The organism is Salibaculum griseiflavum (assembly GCF_003129565.1).
Lineage (GTDB): Bacteria > Pseudomonadota > Alphaproteobacteria > Rhodobacterales > Rhodobacteraceae > Salibaculum > Salibaculum griseiflavum.
Map to the genome: position 1 here is coordinate 126,002 of NZ_QETF01000007.1, position 19,039 is coordinate 145,040.

The 19,039-nt window shown below is 62.2% G+C and carries 19 protein-coding genes and 1 pseudogene; 15 read left to right on the forward strand and 5 right to left on the reverse strand.

The features are described 5' to 3' along the window. Nucleotides 1-22 precede the first annotated feature (22 nt). The gene (locus DFK10_RS08680) at nucleotides 23-2,425 is read right to left on the reverse strand and encodes a GcvT family protein (protein WP_109388628.1); all 2,403 of its coding nucleotides are present in this window, start codon (nucleotides 2,423-2,425) and stop codon (nucleotides 23-25) included. 213 nt (nucleotides 2,426-2,638) lie between these two features. On the opposite strand from DFK10_RS08680, the gene DFK10_RS08685 reads away from it, so the two are divergent. The 5 genes and pseudogenes from DFK10_RS08685 to DFK10_RS08705 form a co-directional block, all read left to right on the forward strand. Beyond that, nucleotides 2,639-3,418: a hypothetical protein gene (locus DFK10_RS08685; RefSeq protein WP_109388629.1), complete on the forward strand. Its 780-nt coding sequence runs from the start codon at nucleotides 2,639-2,641 to the stop codon at nucleotides 3,416-3,418. Between the two features lie 8 nt (nucleotides 3,419-3,426). Further along, complete coding sequence (locus DFK10_RS08690) at nucleotides 3,427-4,791, forward strand: tetratricopeptide repeat protein (protein ID WP_109388630.1); 1,365 nt, start codon at nucleotides 3,427-3,429, stop codon at nucleotides 4,789-4,791. A 4-nt stretch (nucleotides 4,792-4,795) separates the two neighbouring features. Next, nucleotides 4,796-5,197 (forward strand): DUF6165 family protein, encoded by a 402-nt coding sequence (locus DFK10_RS08695; RefSeq protein ID WP_109388631.1) that lies wholly within the window; start codon nucleotides 4,796-4,798, stop codon nucleotides 5,195-5,197. After that, nucleotides 5,194-5,955: an FkbM family methyltransferase gene (locus DFK10_RS08700; RefSeq protein ID WP_109388632.1), complete on the forward strand. Its 762-nt coding sequence runs from the start codon at nucleotides 5,194-5,196 to the stop codon at nucleotides 5,953-5,955. Before DFK10_RS08695 ends, DFK10_RS08700 begins: the two co-directional genes overlap by 4 nt. Before the next feature lie 75 nt (nucleotides 5,956-6,030). Next, nucleotides 6,031-6,120 (forward strand): annotated as a pseudogene (locus tag DFK10_RS08705) (chemotaxis protein MotB); the annotation flags it as partial. 229 nt (nucleotides 6,121-6,349) lie between these two features. On the opposite strand, the gene DFK10_RS08710 reads toward DFK10_RS08705, so the two are convergent. After that, a complete protein-coding gene (locus tag DFK10_RS08710) occupies nucleotides 6,350-6,691 on the reverse strand; it encodes a flagellar biosynthesis protein FlgN (RefSeq protein WP_109388633.1) in 342 nt (113 codons plus the stop codon). Further along, a complete protein-coding gene (locus DFK10_RS08715) occupies nucleotides 6,684-6,932 on the reverse strand; it encodes a rod-binding protein (RefSeq protein WP_109388664.1) in 249 nt (82 codons plus the stop codon). The genes DFK10_RS08710 and DFK10_RS08715 overlap by 8 nt, the downstream gene beginning before the upstream one ends. Nucleotides 6,933-6,985: 53 nt before the next feature. On the opposite strand from DFK10_RS08715, the gene fliK reads away from it, so the two are divergent. Both fliK and DFK10_RS08725 read left to right on the forward strand, forming a co-directional pair. Continuing rightward, nucleotides 6,986-8,425: a flagellar hook-length control protein FliK gene (fliK, locus tag DFK10_RS08720; RefSeq protein ID WP_217810109.1), complete on the forward strand. Its 1,440-nt coding sequence runs from the start codon at nucleotides 6,986-6,988 to the stop codon at nucleotides 8,423-8,425. Between the two features lie 9 nt (nucleotides 8,426-8,434). Beyond that, on the forward strand, nucleotides 8,435-9,091 hold the full coding sequence (locus DFK10_RS08725; protein WP_109388635.1) for a flagellar hook capping FlgD N-terminal domain-containing protein: 657 nt from the start codon (nucleotides 8,435-8,437) through the stop codon (nucleotides 9,089-9,091). A gap of 3 nt (nucleotides 9,092-9,094) precedes the next feature. Here DFK10_RS08725 and ubiB read toward each other — a convergent pair whose 3' ends face one another. Beyond that, on the reverse strand, nucleotides 9,095-10,624 hold the full coding sequence (ubiB, locus tag DFK10_RS08730; RefSeq protein ID WP_109388636.1) for a 2-polyprenylphenol 6-hydroxylase: 1,530 nt from the start codon (nucleotides 10,622-10,624) through the stop codon (nucleotides 9,095-9,097). Continuing rightward, complete coding sequence (gene ubiE / locus DFK10_RS08735) at nucleotides 10,625-11,374, reverse strand: bifunctional demethylmenaquinone methyltransferase/2-methoxy-6-polyprenyl-1,4-benzoquinol methylase UbiE (protein WP_109388637.1); 750 nt, start codon at nucleotides 11,372-11,374, stop codon at nucleotides 10,625-10,627. Between the two features lie 216 nt (nucleotides 11,375-11,590). Between ubiE and mutM the strand changes: the two genes are divergently transcribed. The 8 genes from mutM to DFK10_RS08775 all read left to right on the forward strand — a co-directional run bounded on the left by mutM (nucleotide 11,591) and on the right by DFK10_RS08775 (nucleotide 19,035). Continuing rightward, nucleotides 11,591-12,436 carry a bifunctional DNA-formamidopyrimidine glycosylase/DNA-(apurinic or apyrimidinic site) lyase gene (gene mutM / locus DFK10_RS08740; RefSeq protein WP_109388638.1) on the forward strand — a complete coding sequence of 282 codons (846 nt, stop codon included), beginning with the start codon at nucleotides 11,591-11,593 and terminating at the stop codon, nucleotides 12,434-12,436. A 61-nt stretch (nucleotides 12,437-12,497) separates the two neighbouring features. Then, nucleotides 12,498-13,274 (forward strand): enoyl-CoA hydratase, encoded by a 777-nt coding sequence (locus DFK10_RS08745; protein WP_109388639.1) that lies wholly within the window; start codon nucleotides 12,498-12,500, stop codon nucleotides 13,272-13,274. A 172-nt stretch (nucleotides 13,275-13,446) separates the two neighbouring features. Further along, entirely contained in the window at nucleotides 13,447-13,710 is a 264-nt protein-coding gene (rpsT, locus tag DFK10_RS08750) for a 30S ribosomal protein S20 (RefSeq protein ID WP_109388640.1), read from the forward strand. A gap of 542 nt (nucleotides 13,711-14,252) precedes the next feature. Continuing rightward, on the forward strand, nucleotides 14,253-15,602 hold the full coding sequence (dnaA, locus tag DFK10_RS08755) for a chromosomal replication initiator protein DnaA (RefSeq protein WP_109388641.1): 1,350 nt from the start codon (nucleotides 14,253-14,255) through the stop codon (nucleotides 15,600-15,602). Between the two features lie 173 nt (nucleotides 15,603-15,775). Then, nucleotides 15,776-16,894, forward strand: coding sequence for a DNA polymerase III subunit beta (gene dnaN / locus DFK10_RS08760; RefSeq protein ID WP_109388642.1), 1,119 nt, complete (start codon nucleotides 15,776-15,778; stop codon nucleotides 16,892-16,894). A gap of 64 nt (nucleotides 16,895-16,958) precedes the next feature. Further along, a complete protein-coding gene (recF, locus tag DFK10_RS08765; RefSeq protein ID WP_109388643.1) occupies nucleotides 16,959-18,077 on the forward strand; it encodes a DNA replication/repair protein RecF in 1,119 nt (372 codons plus the stop codon). Then, the gene (locus DFK10_RS08770; protein WP_408005578.1) at nucleotides 18,074-18,496 is read left to right on the forward strand and encodes a VOC family protein; all 423 of its coding nucleotides are present in this window, start codon (nucleotides 18,074-18,076) and stop codon (nucleotides 18,494-18,496) included. The genes recF and DFK10_RS08770 overlap by 4 nt, the downstream gene beginning before the upstream one ends. After that, nucleotides 18,493-19,035: a GNAT family N-acetyltransferase gene (locus tag DFK10_RS08775; protein ID WP_109388644.1), complete on the forward strand. Its 543-nt coding sequence runs from the start codon at nucleotides 18,493-18,495 to the stop codon at nucleotides 19,033-19,035. Before DFK10_RS08770 ends, DFK10_RS08775 begins: the two co-directional genes overlap by 4 nt. Nucleotides 19,036-19,039: the final 4 nt, after the last annotated feature.

Consider the following 19,039-nt stretch of genomic DNA (forward strand, 5'->3'; position numbering starts at 1 on the left):
CCGATCACGGCGATGCGAGGTGCTATCCTCGCATTGCCATGCCTTGCGGGTCATAGGGCGAAGGCTCAAGCACGGTGGCCTTGCATTCCACGCCGACGATATGGGTGGTCAGCTCGGTTCCGGGATTGGCCGCCCCCTTGTCCACCAGCGCCATGGCCAGGGACTGACCGACCGTGTGCCCGTAGGCCCCGGACGTCGTGAAACCCACCTTCTTGCCATCCTGCCAGACGGGCTCATAGCCGACGGCCTCGGCTTCGGCACTGTCGATACCCAAGGTCACAAGCACCTGCTCGGTGCCGGCCTCGCGTTCTTTCAACGCGGCCTCGCGGCCGACGAAATCCCCTTTGCCCCACGCGATCCAGCGATCCATGCCGGTCATGCCGGGGGTGCGGTCCTGGGTGAATTCGGCGGACCATATGCCGAAACTCTTTTCGATCCGAAGGGACAGGAGCGCGTTGAAGCCCATTTCGCGGATATTCTGATCGGCACCGGCCTCCAGCAGCATCCGGCGCAGGGCGATATGTTCGTTGGCCTTGCAGTGAATCTCGTAGCCCATCTCGCCCGTGACAGACAGGCGGCCCACCTTGGCGCGGATCAGTCCAAGGTCGAAGGTGCCGCAGCCCATGAAGGGCAGGTCACCAATGGGCGCGTCTGTCAGCTTCTCGATCACGGCGCGCGATTTGGGACCATTGAGGGAGAAGCCACAAATATCATCGCCGATGTCACGGATGCTGACGCCCTCTTCCATATAGTCACTAAACCAGCGCATATGCCATTCGCGCAGGTAGTAGGAGCCCATGATCCACCAGGTGCCGTCGCCCCAGTTGAAGAGTGTCAGGTCGCCTTTCAGCTTGCCTTCGGGTGACAGCATCACGGCCAGCCGCGCACGGCCGGGCTTGGGCAGGCGGGTCGAGAATACCTTGTCCAGCCAGGCTTCGGCTTTCGGGCCGGTGACCTCGAACCGGCTGAAACCGGTGATATCCAGCAGCGCCACATCCTCGCGCGCGGCCTTGTGTTCGGCCGCGACGATGTCATGTGCGTTGGATCGCTTCAGGCTCGGCACCTCTTCGAACCCCTCCGGCGCGAAATAGAGTGGGGTTTCAAGGCCCCAGCTGCATCCCCAACGCGCGCCGGCCGCCGTCATCTCGGAATGGGCCGGCGCCATCCGCAGCGGTCGACCCGCCGGAAGCTGTTCATTGGGGTAGGACATGACGAAGCGGCGCGAATAGAACTGGCCAGTTGTCTGCTTGATGTATTCCTTGTTGGACTGGTGCGGCCCGTAGCGGGCGATATCCATCGACCAGGCATCGGCCTCGGTGTCGCCGTGGATCATCCATTCGGCCAGTGTCTTGCCAACGCCACCGCCCTGAAGGAACCCGGCCATGACCCCACAGGCCAGCCAGTAATTCGGCACGGACGCCACGGGCCCGACCAACGGGTTGCCATCGGGCGAGAAGGTGAAGGCGCCGTTGACCCAGTTTTCGATCCCGACGTCGTTCAGACAGGGATAACGCTCGAAGGCCAGGGTCAATTCGTTCTCGATCCGGTCGATATCCTCCTGCAGCAGCTCGATCCCGTAGTTCCACGGCGCGCCGTCCATCATCCAGTGCTGGTGATTGATCTCGTAGATCCCGACAAGGATGCCCTTCTTGTCCTGCCGCATGTAGGTGAAGCCTTCGGGGTCCACGGTCATGGGCACCTCGAAATCCAGTGCCTCGATTTCCGGAATGGATTCGGTCAGGAAGTAGTGATGCGCGAGTGGCGAAACGGGCAGGTCCAGGCCGACCATCCGGCCACACTGCTTGGCCCAAAGGCCACCGGCATTTACCACGTGTTCAGCCGTAATAGTGCCTTTTTCGGTCACAACCTCCCAGGCGTCGCCCTTCCAGTTCAGTTCCAGAACCCGGTTGTGCTCGATAATGTCGGCGCCCCGGTTCTTGGCGGCGCGCGCATAGGCATGGACGGTGCCTGTCGTGTCGATATAGCCCTCGCGATCCGCCCAGAGGCCGCCGATGACGCCGGTCGTGTCCATGATCGGGCATTTTTCCTTAACCTCGTCCGGGGTCATCAGGTAGCAATCTTCGATCCCGACCGATTGGAAGGTGCGATAAGAGGATTGAAGCCATTCCCAGCGGGTTTCATTCGTTGCGATGGTGATGCCGCCGGTCATGTGCAGGCCGATATCGATCCCGCTTTCCTGTTCGACCTCGGCCAGAAGGTCGATCGTATAGGCTTGCAGGGCCGCCATGTTCGGATCGGCGTTAAGCGCGTGAATGCCGCCAGCCGCATGCCACGACGACCCGGCGGTCAGCACGTTTCGTTCGATGATTGCAACGTCGGTCCAGCCGAACTTCGTCAGATGGTAGGCCACGGAGGCGCCGACGACGCCCCCGCCGATTACGGCGACCCGGTAATGCGTTTTCATGATCGGTCCTCCTGCTGTTCCTGACACGAAAACAACCGGGACAGGGCAAGTCTAGACCCGTTTGCGACATATCCGGTCCTTCTGACGTCCGTGGTCGACGCAGGCAGGACACGCGCATGACGCCAATTGTGCCCGCCCTTGCATGAGGTTTTGACTTGGCAACCTCTTTGGGCTTCAAGTCGTTCCGGGGCGATGAAACGAGGAGTCCAGAGCATGCGCGTGTCGGTGACGTTCGAGCAGACCGGTGAATCCCCCGCCGCCACCGGGCCGGTGACTGTCGGCTGGTTCCTGGCGGATCAGAAAGGCGGCGTCATCTACGACCCGCCCGAACGGGTCCGCACCGCCGAGGTCAATCGCGACCACGCGAAATCGGCGTCTCGCTGCCCGGCGGTCATCAATCTGGAAAGCCGCTATTTCATGGTGCGCTGCCCGTTTGACATTCATGTCGGCTTCGACCGTGACAAGGATGGCAAGCCTTTCCTCAAAAACCTGTCTGGCTCGAAGAGTGCGATCCGTGCCAACAAACTCGGCGAGAAGCTGCACCTGACACCGGAGCCGGAGTGGCGCCTCAAGGGCGTGCCAACGATTCAGTTGTCGTTGCCTTATGTCTTCATCGCGGACGAGCCTGTCTACGCCAGCCAAATCAGCCCTTTCATGCACTATGCGAAAGATCCGCTTCCGGGCACGATCTTCGGTGGGCGCTTTCCGATCAATGTCTGGCCGCGGCCGCTGATGTGGGCCTTCGAGTGGCATGATACCGACAAGCCGATCAAGCTGCGGCGGGGCGATCCGCTGTTCTACGTGATGTTCGAGACTTTGCCGCAGGATCGCGGCGTCGCGGTGAAAGAGGTGGAGCTGACCGACGATCTCAAATCCTACATGGAGCTGATTTCGGGCGCGGTGAACTATGTGAACCAGACCTTTTCGCTGTTCGAGGCTGCCGAGGCGCGCCGCCCGGCGACTCTGGTCAAACCCATCGAGCGCAAGGGCTGAGGCCGAGCGTGGCGCCGAAGGAACGCAAGGCCGCCGATGCGGCGACGGCTCTGCATCGCAACGGGAAGCTGGACGAAGCGCGCGCCGGCTATGTGGCCTATCTTGACCAGAATCCAAGGGATGCCAGCATCTGGTCCAATCTGGGCGCGCTGTTCCGGTCGCAAGGCCTGCATGAACAGGCACGGCGCGCGCAGGAACGCGCCCATGCGCTGAGTCCGGACGATCCCGGGATTCGGAACAACTATGCCAATATCCTGTCCGATCTCGGCGACTATGACCGTTCCATCGCCCTGCGGCGGGCGGCTCTCGCTGACGACGCGACGCATTTGATGCACCACGCGATGATCGGGCGTTGCGAACGTGGCAAGGGCGACTACCGGGCGGCGATCGACTATCTTGCGCCCAAGGTGGCTGAGCATCCTCAAGAGCCCGAGATCGAGCTGCAACTGGCCTTTGCACAGCTGGGCGCGGGCCTCTATGGCCCGGCGTTTCGCAGCTATCGTGCCCGGTGGCGCTGCGATGAGATGACCCCGCGCAAGATTGACCTGCCGGCCTGGCAGGACGGCGATTCAATTGCGGGCAAGACTGTGCTTGTCCTCCCCGAACAGGGGTTTGGTGATGCGATCCTGTTTGCCAGATTCGTCCCTGTTCTGGCCCAGAAGGGGGCAAGAGTTCATTTTCTGGCGGAGAAGCCAGTGGCGCGGTTGTTGGCCGAGCTCGACGGTGCGGCGTGGGTCGGCACGTCGGTGTCGGACCTGTCACCATATGATGCCTGGATGAACCTGATGGACATGCCCATGGCCGTGTTCGCGCCGGATGAGCCGGGAAAGCCTCCACCGCCGACGCGCCTGACCATCCCCGAGGAGTCGCGTGCCCGTGCCCGCGCTATTGCCGCGCCGTACTCGGACCGGTTCAAGGTTGGCGTGGTTTGGTCGGGGTCGGCCACCTACAAGGGCAACGCGTTCCGGTCCTTTTCCCATCGTGCCTATCTACCGCTTGCCGATATAGCCGGGGTGCAACTGTTCTCGCTCTACAAGGGGCCTTCGCTGGCTGAGTTTCACGCCGACGGCAGTGCCGCCTACATGGTCGATACCGCCAGCACCGACCGGGATTTCGCCGATTGCGCCGCGACGATGCTGGAAATGGATCTTGTCATTACCTCGGACACCGCAACGGCGCATATCGCCGGATCGCTGGGCATCCCGGTCTGGACGATCCTGCACTGGGATCCGTTCTGGGTTTATACCCATGCGGGCGAGACAACACCGTGGTATCCCTCGATGCGCTTGTTCCGGCAGGACCGGCCACTGGATTGGTCCGGAGTGTTCGGCCGGGTCGAACAGGCCTTGCGGACGACAGTGAAAGGACGGTGATGGTATGGATAGAATCATGGTGCCCACGGCTCCCGCAGAGCTGATCGACAAGCTGACGATCCTGCGCCTCAAGAGCGAACGGATCGAAGATCCCGCCAAGCTGTCGAATATCCGCCATGAGCAACAGGTTCTGACGCGCACCGCCGAGGTTTATTTGCCGGCCGATGACGACCTGGCCACGCTTTGGGAGGATCTCTACCAGATCAATGCGCGCCTTTGGGTCATCGAAGACGACATTCGCGCCTGCGAGGCACGCGGGGATTTCGGGCCGGCATTCATAGACCTGGCCCGGTCGGTCTATGTAACCAATGACAAGCGGGCCGAAGTCAAAAAGAAAATCAACACCTTGCTGGGATCGGACCTGGTCGAGGAAAAATCCTACACCGATCACGGAGTCGACCCATGAGCGATATTCTCGCCGATACCCGCCAGGCCCTTTTCGCCGAAGTGCGCCGGTTGAGCGGCATCCTCGAAAAAGACAAGACGCGCCGGCGCGCGCCGATGGTGCGCCGCTTGCACGAGATTCGCCGCATGCTTGACCCCGGCTATCACTATTCCTCTCAGGCCGGACAGGACCTCGTGATCGACATGATGCTGCAACGCAAGCGTGGCGGAACCTTCCTCGATATCGGCGGCTATGACGGCGTACGCGGGTCGAATACCTTCTTCCTTGAGGTCTTTCGCGGTTGGACCGGCGCCTTGATCGAACCCGTTCCGGCCCAGTTGCAGAAGGCGCAGGACGTGCGGCGCTGCCCTTGTCACGGTGTCGCGGTTGCGGCGACCGAGGGGGAAGCAGACTTCATCGAAGTGGTCGAAGGCTACACCCAGATGAGTGGCCTGGCCGAAACCTATGATGAACGGGCGCTTGCCACGGTGCGGGCCGACAGCCGCCACAAGGAACGCCGCTTTACGGTCGCAACCCGCACCCTGGCCGGGATCATGGAAGAGACCGGCGTGACCGCGCCGGATTTTGTCTCGCTCGATATCGAGGGCGGAGAGATCCCTGTGCTTGAATCCTTCGATTTCAGCAAGTTCAGTGTCGAATTCTGGTCGATCGAGAATAACACCGGCGACCGAAGGATCAGTGAGATCATGTATGATAATGGCTACAAGCTGGCCGAATTCTGCGGCCCGGACGAGGTGTATCAACTGGTTCAGGAATAGCGCGGATTTGAACTGTTAGGCTGGTCTTCACCTTTGCCCTGCTACCCCCGATGCGGGTGAAAAAAGGGTGAGATCATGGGCGACAAGTCGAACGCGCCGGTCATTATCAAGCGCAAGAAGGTCGTCGGCGGCGATGGTCACCACGGCGGAGCCTGGAAAGTCGCCATGTTTTGGTCCTGTTCTTGGGGGCGCATTTTGCGCCGGGGTTTCAGGGACCGGCCCCGGATTGGAGCCGGACGTTTCGTCATTCTGACGGGTGCAGATGCCGTTTCGGCAAAGCGCCATCCGATCGGATGCAAGGTGGATATTGGGCTGGTCAACCTAACGACGACTTAACGCGTTTGCGGCCTTCCGATGAATATTTCCTGCAATTCGAATCGAATGGATCGTGCCTTCAGAACCGGCGCTCGGTATCGGGCCGTGACGTGGCAATTCGCGCCTCTTGGCCGGATTTGTCATAGGTTGTGATGCCCTGACGCAGTTGCCGTTGCTCCTTCAGGCGGCTCTGGACATCGCGGACGCCTTCCTGCGCCGCCGCCAAGAGTTGACGATTGCGCTCGAGCAGCATCTGGATGCGTTCAAGCTGTGGTCGGGTCAGCATCGCGCCGTCCGATACGTCGTCGGCCAGCGCCTCCTTCCCGGGGGTCAGACCGGCCAGGGCGGCAAGGTCGCCTTGCCGCAAGGCCTGTCGCTCGGCTTCCAGAATGCGGGTAAGGCGGTCGATCACATCAGGCATCACGGTCTTCCTTCATCGCTTCGAACAGGCTCTGGGCGAGGCCTATTCCTCCGGCGTCGGCCATTTCGCGGGCCTGTTCCTCCCTCAGGAAAGAGGCGAACTGATCCTCGCCGATCCCTCCGCCGAATGCCTCTGGCGCCTCGCCGATACCGGCGGATTTGAGCATCCGGGACAGGAAATTCGCCTCCAGTTGACGCGCGGCCGACTTGAGCGCGTCGTTCGTTCTGGGGGGTGGTTGCATGGGGCTGGTCGAGTCGAAAATGAGCGTCATGGCGGTTTCCTCGATAATTCGAATTGGGCGCACTATGGCAGTCGGTCAGTAAAGATTGGGTAAGCTTCCCGGGCGTAGAACGGCTGTCGAAACAACGCTCGGAGAACCCGATGATTCCCGTTGAGACCCATTCTGTGTCCCCGGCCCGGCCCAAACTGGCGGCCGGACACACAAAAGAGATGCCCGGGCAGCCAGATGCCTTTGGTGATGTCCTGAAGTCCGAGGCGATGCGAGACCAAGACCCCCTGCCCGAGACCACCGGGCAACTGCCGGTGCCGGAGTCAATGGACGAGCAGAGCGGGGGTGCAGGGCCTTTCGCGGCGGCCGAGGATGGCGGCGAGGAAATGGTGCCGGCAACGGATTCCGAGACGCGCTCGGAACCGATGCCCGAGATTGCGCGAGCGCATCGCGAAACGGTCGAGCGCCCAGAATTTGCGCCTGTCCCCGTCGAATCGAAACCGGTCGGAACAGGGCGCCATTCGGTTGAATGGCCCGAGGGGCGCGGTCATGCGATGCGGCCGGATCAAAACGGCGGAACAGTCGGGGCTGGGTCTCATGCCGGGGCAATGTCCGGTAGGATGGAGCCACAATTGGAGAGCAATGCAGGCCCGGCAGGAATGCCTGTGGACCGGTTGGCGCGGTTGGTGGACCCGGCGCCGCTGGTCAGCGCCACGAGTGTTCATTCCCCATCGGAAAGGCCCAGTTCGGTTCCCATCCTTGCAAAAACAACGCCTTGGTCCGTAGCCGAGCAATTGGAAGCTCGACGATCAGGTCGTCCTCTTGATGTGCCTGATCTGTCCCGCGTGCCGGAGATTACCCCGAAGAGCCCGGACGTCACCGCAGGAATGAATCGGCAGGCGGCCTCGTCCGCGATCATTTCAGGCATTGGCGTCGGCGCGGTTCCCGGTGCGACTACCGCGCCATTCCCCTTTGCCGCCGCGATGCCGGGGCCTGACTTTGGTTCAACCGGTGACGGTTCGCTTTCGCTGCTGGGCGACGCGGTCCCTGTATCCGGAGGCGATCGCGCCGCGACTGGAGCGTCGGCCGCGGCCATGGCCGGCACCATCACACGGGCAACGCCGGCTCAGATCGCTCACCAGATCGCCGTCGGCGTATCGGTGGCCCAAGGCGGACAGACCGAACTGCGCCTCAACCCGGAGGAGCTGGGCCGTGTCCGGCTGTCCCTTTCCGGATCCGAGGGCGGGCTGGTCGTCGCCATCGCGGCCGAAAGGCCCGAAACGGCAGATCTGTTACGACGTCATATCGACAGTCTGGCCCGCGAATTCGAGGCGCTGGGATACGCCGATGTCGATTTCCGGTTCGAGGGTGAGAGCCAACAAGACCGCGGCCACGAGACAGCTCGCGGCGGTTTCGTTCCCCGTTCCGACCTGCCCGATGACACTGACATGCCCCAAGTCGCCGAGGGCCTCGCCCTCGGCGCCGGGCTGGATCTCAAGCTATAGGACATGACAATGGAAATCGCACAGGTGCAGTCGAACACGGCCTTCGCAAGCGGGCAGAGCACGGAAACGCCGGAAACCGTGATCAGTTCGGATTTCGAGACCTTTCTGAAGATGCTGACCGTCCAGATGGAAAACCAGGACCCTTTGAATCCCACGGACTCCGCTGAATATGCCATGCAATTGGCAACCTTTTCGGGGGTCGAGCAGCAGGTTTTGACAAATGACCTGCTCGAGTCGCTGATGGTTCAGATGGGGACGACAGGCATGGCGCAGATGGCGTCCTGGGTGGGGCGCGAGGCGCGGGCCGCGGTGCCGGGCCAGTTTGACGGCGACCCGATCACCATCGCCCCGAATCCTGCGGCGATTGCTGACAAGGTCGAACTGGTCGTGACCGACGAGTCGGGGGCGGAGGTGCAGCGGCTGCAGCTTCCGACATCGGCCGAGCCTTATGAATGGCAGGGCGTGGCCGAGGATGGCTCACCGCTTCCCCATGGCCAGTACACGTTCAACCTGATCAGTTATTCGGGGGAGGAGATACTGATCGACGAGCCGGCCGAGATCTATGCGCGCGTGACGGAGGTGCGCGCCGAGGCCGGTGAAACGATCCTGATCCTTGAGGGCGGAGCCGGAGTGTTGGCCACACAGGTCACCGCGTTGCGCGAATGATCGTTACAGAAGGGTCAGGATAGCCACCGCGCCCGCCCCGATCGCTCCGCCGATGACGGCCCAGGCAAGGCCCCACCAACGCGACGGACGTTCGGCCGGTTCGGGCTCCTTGGACAGGCGGATCAGGGCCTCTTCGGCCAGCGCGGGCAGCCTTGGACCGAACCGGGCCAGAACCCGCGCGGTCTTGACCAGATCGCCGGTGATGGCCTTGGGTCCGATGCTTTCAGCGATATATCGCTCCACAACCGGCTTGGCGGCATCCCAGATGTTCATGCGCTCATCCAGCGTGCGTGCCACCCCTTCGACAACGACCATCGTGCGTTGCAGCAGGATCAACTCGGTCCGGGTTTCCATGCCGAACCGTTCGGTGACCTCGAACAGGTAGGCGAGCAGCTTGCCCATGGAGATCCGGCTGGCATCCATGCCGAAGATCGGCTCGCCAACGGCGCGGAGGGCACGGGCAAATTCATCCACGTCCCGATCAGCGGGCACGTAGCCGGCCTCGAAATGCACCTCGGCCACGCGCCGGTAATCGCGCTTGATGAAGCCATAGAGGATCTCGGCATAGACCCGGCGAGTATACTCGTCGATATGGCCCATGATCCCGAAATCATAGGCGATGATATCGCCGTCCGCCGCGATCTTGAGATTTCCGTGATGCATGTCGGCATGGAAATAGCCGTCGCGCAGGGCATGGCTCAGGAACAGCTGGATCACCCGCTGGCTGAGCGCCGTCATATCATGCCCGGCGGCGCGCAGCGCCTCGACATCGCTTGCATTGATCCCATCGGCCCACGTCATCGTCATGACCCGGCGAGAGGAATGATTCCAAAGCACCTGCGGCAGGCGGAACCCCTCGTCGTGCTGGGTGTTGTCCGCGAATTCCGACGCCGAGGCGCTTTCCAGCCGCAGGTCCAACTCGCCGAGGACCACACCTTCGAAATGCTCGATCACCTCTACCGGTCGCAGGCGACGCGACCCAGGCAGGAACTTCGCCACGAGCCCTGCGGCGAAATAGAACGCGTCGATATCGCGTCGAAAGGCGCGTTCGATGCCGGGCCGCAGCACCTTGACCGCCACGTCCTGCCCGGTTTCTGCCATTCGGGCGCGGTGGACCTGGGCGATGGAGGCAGCGGCGACGGGTTCCGAGAACTCGGCAAAAAGCTCATCGGTTGGGCGACCGAGTTCATAGGCAACGGTCTCTTTCGCAGCGGCGACCGGGAAGGGCGGCAGCTTGTCCTGCAAGAGGCGGAGTTGCAGCGCCAGATCGTCGCCCACCACGTCGGGGCGCGTCGACAGGATCTGGCCGAACTTGATATAGGCCGGCCCCATGGCCGTCAGCGCCCGTGCCACGGGTGGCAGGCCGGGATCGCCGCGATAGCCGAGCCACTTGAACGGCCAGGCCAGCGCGCGGATCGCGATCCGCGCGGGGCGGGGCGCCTCGACCGCGGCCAGAATGTCCGCCATGGCCGCATTGCGTTCCAGTGTCGCGCCGGTCCGGATCAGGCGGAAGATATTGTGGGGGCCGCGCATCTAGAGTTTCCAGCCCGAATGCAGGCAGGCGATACCCAGCGACAGGTTGCGATACTTGGCGTTTTCGAATCCCGCCTGCCGCACCATCGACAGGAAGGTGTCCTGATCGGGGAATTTCCGGATGGATTCCACCAGGTATTGATAGCTGTCCCGGTCCCCGGTGATGACCTTGCCCATCACCGGGATCGCGTTGAAGGAATAGAAATCGTAGAGACGCTGTAACAGGTCGTTGGGGATCTGGCTGAATTCCAGCACCATCAGCCGCCCACCCGGTTTCAGCACCCGGTAGGCTTCGTTCAGGGCCTCTTGCGGCCGGGTCACGTTCCGGATGCCGAAGCTGATCGTGTAGACATCGAAGCTGTTGTCATCGAAAGGCAGGGCCATGGCATCCCCCACGACCCAGTCCAGGCTGTCGGCCATGTCCGCCGCCTCGGCCCGCTTGCGACCCTCGATCAACATCGGCTCGGTCAGGTCCAGCACCGTGGCATGTCCCGATCCGGCCCGTTTCAGGAAGCGAAAGGAAATGTCGCCGGTGCCGCCCGCGACATCCAATAGCCGCTGCCCGGGCCGCGGGGCCAGCCAATCCATCATCGCGTCTTTCCAGATGCGATGGATACCCAGAGACATGGCGTCGTTCATGACGTCATACTTGCTGGCCACGCTGGAGAACACACCCTGCACGCGCCCGGCCTTGTCCTGCTCGGGGATGGTGTCAAAGCCGAAATGGGTGGTGCGGTCGGTCTCGGTCATGTCGTGGGCCTGCCCTGATCCAGTAGGATTGCACCTATAGCTAAGTCCATTCAGATACAAACCCACTTTCTGACGCAGCAGGTTTGCATCGTGATTAGAGCTGCACCAGCTGTCGCGGCCATTCATCGCCTGGCCAGAAGGCTAGAAATGCCTTGCCGACGTGCCGCAGTTCCTTACCTTCGCCCAGATCACTATCGCCGAAAACCTGAGGGGCGCATGCCAGAACTCCCGGAAGTCGAAACCGTCCGCCGCGGGCTTGTTCCCGCAATGGACGGGGCGGTCATCGAACAGGCGGAGGTGAACCGCCCGGATCTGCGGTGGCCGTTCCCGGACAACTTGGCCGCGCGGTTGACTGGGGTGCGGGTGACGGCCCTGCGGCGGAGATCGAAATACATCCTGGCCGATCTCGACAGCGGCGAGACGCTCTTGATCCATCTTGGCATGTCCGGCCGGATGACCGTATCGGGTGATCCGCTTGGTGTATTCCACCACCGGCACCCGGCCCCCGAGAAACACGACCATGTCGTCTTTCACATGGCCAACGGCGCCCGCGTGACCTTCAACGATCCGCGCCGTTTCGGCGCGATGGATCTGTTTCCGACGGGCGCATCGCATTGGCTGCTGGACCCGCTTGGCCCAGAGCCGCTGGGCAATGCCTTCAACGAGACTTACCTCGTTGCCGCGCTGAGGGGCCGCAACACGCCCATCAAAGCGGCCTTGCTGGATCAACGGATCATCGCGGGACTTGGGAATATCTATGTCTGCGAGGCATTGCATCGGGCGGGAATCAACCCGTGCCGCAAGGCCGGGCAGCTGTCGGCGGCTCGCGCGGCGCGTCTGGTTCCCATCATCCGCGACGTCATTTCCGAGGCGATCGAGGCGGGTGGATCATCCTTGCGGGACTTTCGGCAAGCCGATGGCGAACTCGGCTATTTCCAGCACGTTTTCAAAGCCTACGACCGCGAGGGCCGCCCGTGTTCCACCCCGGAATGCAGTGGAGAAATCCGCCGCATCGTGCAGGCAGGGCGGTCCACCTTCTATTGCCCGAAATGCCAAAGATAGGTTGATCCCCGTCGATCCTCTGGTAACCCTTCCGATCCATGCAACGCGCAGGAGGCACTCCATGGCCTACGAAACGATTACCGTCGATATCAAGGATCACGTGGCGCTGATCACGCTGAACCGGCCCGAGGCGCTCAATGCGCTCAATAGCCAGCTGCTCGGCGAACTGACAACGGCGCTGGAAAAGGCCGATGACAGCGACAAGGTGCGTTGCATGGTGATCACCGGATCCGAGAAGGCGTTTGCTGCCGGGGCCGATATTACCGAGATGGCTGACAAGGGCTTCGTCGAGATGTACCGGCAGAACTTCTTCGGCAACGAAAGCGACCGGTTCCTGCGGGTGCGCAAGCCCATCATCGCGGCGGTATCCGGCTACGCGCTGGGCGGTGGGTGTGAACTGGCCATGATGTGCGATTTTATCATTGCTGCCGACACCGCGAAATTCGGCCAGCCCGAAATCAATCTCGGCGTCATTGCCGGGATTGGCGGCACCCAGCGTCTGACCCGGTTCGTTGGCAAGTCCAAGTCCATGGACATGCACCTGACGGGCCGTTTCATGGATGCCGAGGAGGCAGAGAGCTGTGGGCTGGTGTCGCGCATCGTCCCTGCCAAGAAGTTGAAGGAAGAGGCGCTGGCCGCTGCTGGAAAGATCGCCGAGAAATCCCTTCTGGCCTCCATGGCTGCGAAGGATGCGGTGAACCGGTCCTACGAGACGACATTGGCCGAAGGGTTGAACTATGAGCGGCGCCTTTTCTTCTCGCTGTTTGCGACCGAGGACCAGTCCGAAGGCATGGCAGCCTTCACCGAGAAACGCGAACCGCAGTTCCGCGACAAGTAAGCGGCGCGCCCGGCGCGAAATTGCTGTTTGCAACCCGGTCCAAAGCCTGTATATGCCGCGCCAGACATGCGCGTGCGGCCCGCCTTGGCCAGATTCGCCCGGTAGTGAACCCGGGGTCGGGACGTCCCGTGCATTTGCAATTTGAAACGACCCGACGAAAGAGAACACGCACATGGCAAATACGCCCCAGTCCAAGAAACGCGCCCGCCAAAACGAGCGCCGCTATGCCGTCAACAAGGCCCGCCGTTCGCGCATCCGCACCTACCTGCGGAAGGTCGAAGAGGCCATCGCCGCCGGTGACAAGGATGCCGCCGCCGTCGCGCTGCGCGCTGCCCAGCCCGAGTTGATGCGCGGTGTCACCAAGGGCGTGATGCACAAGAACACCGTGTCGCGGAAACTGTCGCGTCTCAGCGCCCGGGTGAAGGCGCTGGGCTAGGCAGAATCATCTGGACCTGTGCCAAACGGCAACACTCAAGGGGCACCCAATCGGGTGCCTCTTCGCGTTTCTGCGGCGCGGCGAAAAAGAGTTTCTCTTAAGATTCAAACCCTGTCCGGATTCGTTCTCGCAAAGCACCGAGTCAAGCCCAACCTTGCAGTTGAAATGCGCTCTACGAGGTCGCTATGTTTTCTCAGCGATTCACATCGTTCCTGGGGGAAGATGGGGGATCGGCCCGGCAAATCGCGATCCAATTCAGGGTCGCAGGCCCGGGCGGATCCATAGGGACGCCGGCGAAGGCGAAGAACCGGTCAGACCGGCCCACCCTTGTTCCACTGTCTTGCCGATTGCGGCACAGATCGGGTTTTTTGCCCGTGATCCGTCGCAAGGCTCTGAGTTTGGTCGAAAAGGAGACCGTCGGAACAGGTTCCGGCGGAGGGGTTCTTCTTTGCCAATTGACCGGGGAATGATGCGGACCGTGGCGTGGCGAATTCTTCCGCCGCGTGGGACAGAGCATTATTTGACAGGGCGGTCGGGACAGAATGGCACAACACGAATGGCGCGCAGTTAAGGACGACATCCGCAGCGCGGTCGGGGCGAGCAACTACAAGAACTGGATTGAACCACTGGTTCTATCATCGCTGAGCGAAGGGGTGGCCCATATCCAGGTGCCGAATGCCTTCATGGGGGATTACGTCGGGAAGACCTTCGGCGACCAGATCATCTACCATCTGAATCGCAAAGGCGCGCAGGTTCAGCGCCTTTCCTTCGCCGTGGCGGATGCCGTCGCTCAGAAGCCGGCCGGTAGTGCCAAGCCCGCCGTCGCCAACGGCACGCCGGCAGCGAAGCCGAGTGGGGAGATTCAGCCCGACCACCGGTTCACCTTTGACACCTTCGTTGTCGGCAAGCCGAACGAGCTGGCCCATGCCGCTGCCAAGCGTGTTGCCGAAGGCGGGCCGGTCACGTTCAACCCGCTGTTCCTCTATGGTGGTGTTGGTCTGGGCAAAACCCACCTGATGCATGCCATCGCGCATGAACTGTCTGTCCGGCAGCCCGATTTGAACGTGCTCTACATCTCTGCCGACCAGTTCATCTATCGCTTCATCTCCGCCCTGCGCGATCGCAAGATGATGGACTTCAAGCAGATGTTCCGCTCGGTCGATGTGCTGATGGTCGATGATATCCAGTTCCTGGCCGGCAAGGAAAGCACGCAAGAGGAATTCTTCCACACCTTCAACGCGCTGGTGGACCAGAACAAACAGCTTATCATTTCGGCCGATCGCGCGCCGGGCGAGCTCAAGGATGTCTCTGAACGTATCCGTTCGCGCCTGCAATGCGGCCTTGTGGTCGACCTGCATCCCACCGATTACGAACTGCGCCTGGGCATCCTGCATGCCAAGCAGGAGATGTATCGCTCGATCTACCCTGGCGTCGAGGTGGCGACCGGTGTTCTGGAATTCCTGGCGCACCGTATTTCGTCCAACGTGCGTATTCTGGAGGGGGCTCTGACCCGGCTTTTCGCCTTCGCCTCGCTGGTCGGTCGCGAAGTGACGATGGAGCTGGCGCAGGATTGCCTGTCGGACATCCTGCGGTCGTCGGATCGCAAGGTCACGATCGAGGAGATTCAGCGCAAGGTTTCGGAACACTACGCCATTCGGTTGTCCGACATGCTGGGGCCGCGTCGTCCGCGCAACCTGGCCCGCCCGCGCCAGATCGCCATGTGGCTCTGCAAGAACATGACCAGCCGGTCCCTCCCTGAGATCGGCCGCAAGTTCGGCAAGCGTGACCACACCACGATCATGCACGGAATCCGAAAGATCGAGGAATTGCGCCAGACGGACAGCCAGATCGCCGATGATCTGGAAATGCTCCAACGCGCGCTTCAGGAATAGGCAAATCCGCCACGCTCGGGCATAGCCATTGGCCGTCTCCATGCGGGCTGTTGACGCTTGAATCCCGGTCGCGGACAGTCCATCAAAAGACTTGTATGGCAGGGTGAAACCGTTAGTTTCGCCCTCCCGGCCCCTGAACTCACTTCAGGGCCGCTATGGACGGAGCGAGGGCTATGAAATTCAGTATCGAACGCGGCGTGTTGCTCAAGGCGGTGGCGCAGGCGCAGTCTGTTGTCGAGCGGCGCAACACCATTCCGATCCTCGCCAATGTCCTGATCGAGGCTGACGGCAGCGATGTGTATTTCCGGGCGACGGACCTCGATATCGAGGTTGTCGACAAGGCTCCGGCCCAGGTCGAACGGGCCGGAGCCACAACGGTTTCCGCCGTGACGCTGAATGAAATCGTCCGCAAATTGCCGGACGGCGCCCTTGTGACCCTGTCCGAGGACAGTGCGGCCGGGCGCCTGTCGATCGAGGCGGGGCGGTCCAATTTCTCGCTCGCCACGCTTCCGAAAGAAGATTTCCCGGTCATGGCGTCGTCCGACTACAGCACGAATTTCGCGGCGCCCGCGCCCGTGCTGCGGCGCCTCTTCGACAAGTCGAAATTCGCCATCTCGACCGAGGAAACCCGCTATTACCTGAACGGTGTCTACATGCACGTCTCCGAGGCCGATGGCGGCAAGGTGCTGCGCTGCGTCGCCACCGACGGGCACCGCCTGGCCCGGATCGACGCCGACCTGCCCGAGGGCGCGGACGGCATGCCCGGCGTGATCGTTCCGCGCAAGACCGTAGGCGAGCTGCGCAAGCTGCTGGACGATGATGACATGACGATCGCCGTATCTGTCAGCGAAACCAAGGTGCGGTTTGCGACCCCCGACATCACCCTGACATCCAAGGTGATCGACGGCACCTTCCCCGACTACACCCGCGTCATCCCGCAGGGAAACACCCGCAAGATGGAAGTGGATGCCGCCGAATTTGCCAAGGCGGTGGACCGTGTCGCGACTGTCAGCTCTGAACGCTCTCGCGCGGTGAAACTGGCCTTGGACGAGGACAAGCTTGTTCTTTCCGTGAACGCCCCCGACAGCGGCGCCGCCGAGGAAGAACTGGCCGTCGCCTATGGTGACGAACGGCTGGAGATCGGGTTCAACGCGAAATACCTTCTCGAAATCGCCAGCCAGGTCGACCGCGAGAACGCCGTATTCCTGTTCAATTCCTCGGGTGACCCGACGCTCATGCGCGAAGGCAATGACACGACCGCCGTCTATGTCGTGATGCCGATGCGCGTGTGACGGGGCGCGTAATTCTCCGGAAAAACCCAGTCCAATTCGCTGGGCTGGATGATGGTGACGGACGATGAGTGGTCTGGCCATAACGACGCTTGGCCTGTCGCATTTTCGCTCGCACAAGCGGGCGCGACTGGAATTGAACGGCCGCCCCGTGGCGATTCACGGCCCCAACGGCGCAGGCAAGACCAACATCCTCGAGGCGGTGTCGATGCTCTCGCCGGGCCGTGGCATGAGACGGGCCAGCGCCGAGGATCTGGCGCGCCGGCCCGAGTCGCTGGGCTGGAAGATCACCGCCAGTCTGACGTCGCTAGGCCGCAACCACGAGATCGAGACCTTGTCCGAAAATGCCGCCCCGCGCCAGGTGCGGATCGACGGCAAGGCGGCGCCACAAACCGCGCTGGGCCGCATCGCACGTATCCTGTGGTTGATCCCGTCCATGGATCGACTCTGGATCGAAGGCGCCGAGGGGCGGCGCCGATTCCTGGACCGGGCCACGCTCAGTTTCGAACCCGCCCATGCCGAGGTGGTGCTGACCTATGAGAAGGCCATGCGTGAACGTAACCGGCTGCTTAAGGACCAGGTGGCGGATGCCCATTGGTATCGTGCCCTGGAGTCGCAGATGGCCGAGGCGGGCGCGGTGATCCACCGCAACCGTGCCCATGCGATCTCTCGGTTGAGCGAGGCGCAGGCGCGTGCGGAAACGGCCTTTCCAACCGCTGTCCTGACCCTGACACATCCTGACCCGGCACCCGAGGCTCCGGATGATCCTGATGCGTTGCAGGCTGGCTTTGCCGCGGGCCGATCCCGCGACATGGCCGCCGGACGCACCTTGGCAGGGCCGCACCGCGCCGACCTCGACGCGCTGTTTGCCGCCAAGGGTGTCGCGGCGCGGGACTGTTCCACCGGCGAACAGAAGGCGCTACTTGTCTCTTTGATCTTGGCGAATGGCAGGGCTTTGGCCGAAGATTTTGGCGCGCCGCCGATCCTGTTACTGGACGAGGTCGCGGCGCATCTGGATGCCGGTCGTCGTGCCGCGCTGTATGATGAAATCTGCGCGCTGGGCGCACAGGCCTTCCTGACCGGGACCGGGCCCGAACTCTTCGCAGACCTGGGCGCGCGCGCCCAGTGGCTGGCTGTGCAGGAAGAGCACCAGACCAGCCGTATAGAGCCCGAGGAGGCCCCATGACACTGCCTTTCAATCGCGTCACCTTCATCACCCTCGCCGTGGCGGAACTGCCTCGGGCACGGGCCTATTACGAGGCGCTGGGTTGGCAACTGGAAAGCGCCAACGAGATGGTGGCGTTCTACGACATGGGCGGATCGAAGTTCGGGTTGTTCACCCTCGACGGGCTGGCGCAGGAAACTGGCCGCGAAGCGTCTGACCTGCGCACCGGGGCCATGACGCTGGCGCAGAACTACCCAGACCCCGCCGCTGTCGACGCGGCCTATGCCCATGCGTTGAAGTGCGGGGCCACGCCGGTGCGTGCGCCTTTTGAAACCAATTGGGGTGGCTATTCCTGCTATGTGGCGGATCCGGACGGCCATGTTTGGGAGTTTGCGCATAACCCATTTTCACCACTGGATCAGGACGGGCGTATTGCATGACCGGAAAAATCGAACGTATCGACGAAATGCATCTCACCGACGCGGACGAACAGAAGATCGCGACGCTACTTCTGTCGGCCTTCGATGATAGTTTCGGCGGGCGCAGCTACCACCAGCAGCGGCACCACCTGCGTTTGGTCCTGCGTGATCCGGATATCATCGGTCACATGGCGCTCACCTACCGGGCGATCCGCATGGGCGAGGACCTCGTCGATATCGTCGGCTTGGCCGAGGTCGCGACCGACCCAGAGCGGCGCGGTGAAGGGATTGCAACGCGCCTGCTTGCGGTCGCCATCGAGGAAGCCCGCGCCAGCGCCGCCGACTTCTTCATGCTGTTCGGGAACCGTCCGATCTATGCAGGCCACGGCTTTCGAGTGGTGCCGAACACGTTCACCTATGTCGAACATTTCGGCGCGCGGACCGGCAACGTTGTCCAAACCGATGGCTCTGACAGCGTGTTCGACATGATGATCCTGCCGCTGGGTGACCTGGCATGGGATGAAACCGCGCATATCGACCTGCTGGGCACGAAATTCTAAGGCA

Excerpts from the sequence above, each read along its gene's own strand:
- mutM (WP_109388638.1), top strand. The coding sequence starts at position 11,591 with ATGCCAGAACTCCCGGAAGTCGAAACCGTCCGCCGCGGGCTTGTTCCC.
- DFK10_RS08775 (WP_109388644.1), top strand. The coding sequence starts at position 18,493 with ATGACCGGAAAAATCGAACGTATCGACGAAATGCATCTCACCGACGCG.
- recF (WP_109388643.1), top strand. The coding sequence starts at position 16,959 with ATGAGTGGTCTGGCCATAACGACGCTTGGCCTGTCGCATTTTCGCTCG.
- dnaN (WP_109388642.1), top strand. The coding sequence starts at position 15,776 with ATGAAATTCAGTATCGAACGCGGCGTGTTGCTCAAGGCGGTGGCGCAG.
- rpsT (WP_109388640.1), top strand. The coding sequence starts at position 13,447 with ATGGCAAATACGCCCCAGTCCAAGAAACGCGCCCGCCAAAACGAGCGC.
- DFK10_RS08710 (WP_109388633.1), bottom strand. The coding sequence starts at position 6,691 with ATGCCTGATGTGATCGACCGCCTTACCCGCATTCTGGAAGCCGAGCGA.
- DFK10_RS08695 (WP_109388631.1), top strand. The coding sequence starts at position 4,796 with ATGGATAGAATCATGGTGCCCACGGCTCCCGCAGAGCTGATCGACAAG.
- DFK10_RS08700 (WP_109388632.1), top strand. The coding sequence starts at position 5,194 with ATGAGCGATATTCTCGCCGATACCCGCCAGGCCCTTTTCGCCGAAGTG.
- DFK10_RS08725 (WP_109388635.1), top strand. The coding sequence starts at position 8,435 with ATGGAAATCGCACAGGTGCAGTCGAACACGGCCTTCGCAAGCGGGCAG.
- DFK10_RS08680 (WP_109388628.1), bottom strand. The coding sequence starts at position 2,425 with ATGAAAACGCATTACCGGGTCGCCGTAATCGGCGGGGGCGTCGTCGGC.
- dnaA (WP_109388641.1), top strand. The coding sequence starts at position 14,253 with ATGGCACAACACGAATGGCGCGCAGTTAAGGACGACATCCGCAGCGCG.
- DFK10_RS08745 (WP_109388639.1), top strand. The coding sequence starts at position 12,498 with ATGGCCTACGAAACGATTACCGTCGATATCAAGGATCACGTGGCGCTG.
- ubiE (WP_109388637.1), bottom strand. The coding sequence starts at position 11,374 with ATGACCGAGACCGACCGCACCACCCATTTCGGCTTTGACACCATCCCC.
- ubiB (WP_109388636.1), bottom strand. The coding sequence starts at position 10,624 with ATGCGCGGCCCCCACAATATCTTCCGCCTGATCCGGACCGGCGCGACA.
- DFK10_RS08685 (WP_109388629.1), top strand. The coding sequence starts at position 2,639 with ATGCGCGTGTCGGTGACGTTCGAGCAGACCGGTGAATCCCCCGCCGCC.
- DFK10_RS08770 (WP_408005578.1), top strand. The coding sequence starts at position 18,074 with ATGACACTGCCTTTCAATCGCGTCACCTTCATCACCCTCGCCGTGGCG.
- DFK10_RS08715 (WP_109388664.1), bottom strand. The coding sequence starts at position 6,932 with ATGCAACCACCCCCCAGAACGAACGACGCGCTCAAGTCGGCCGCGCGT.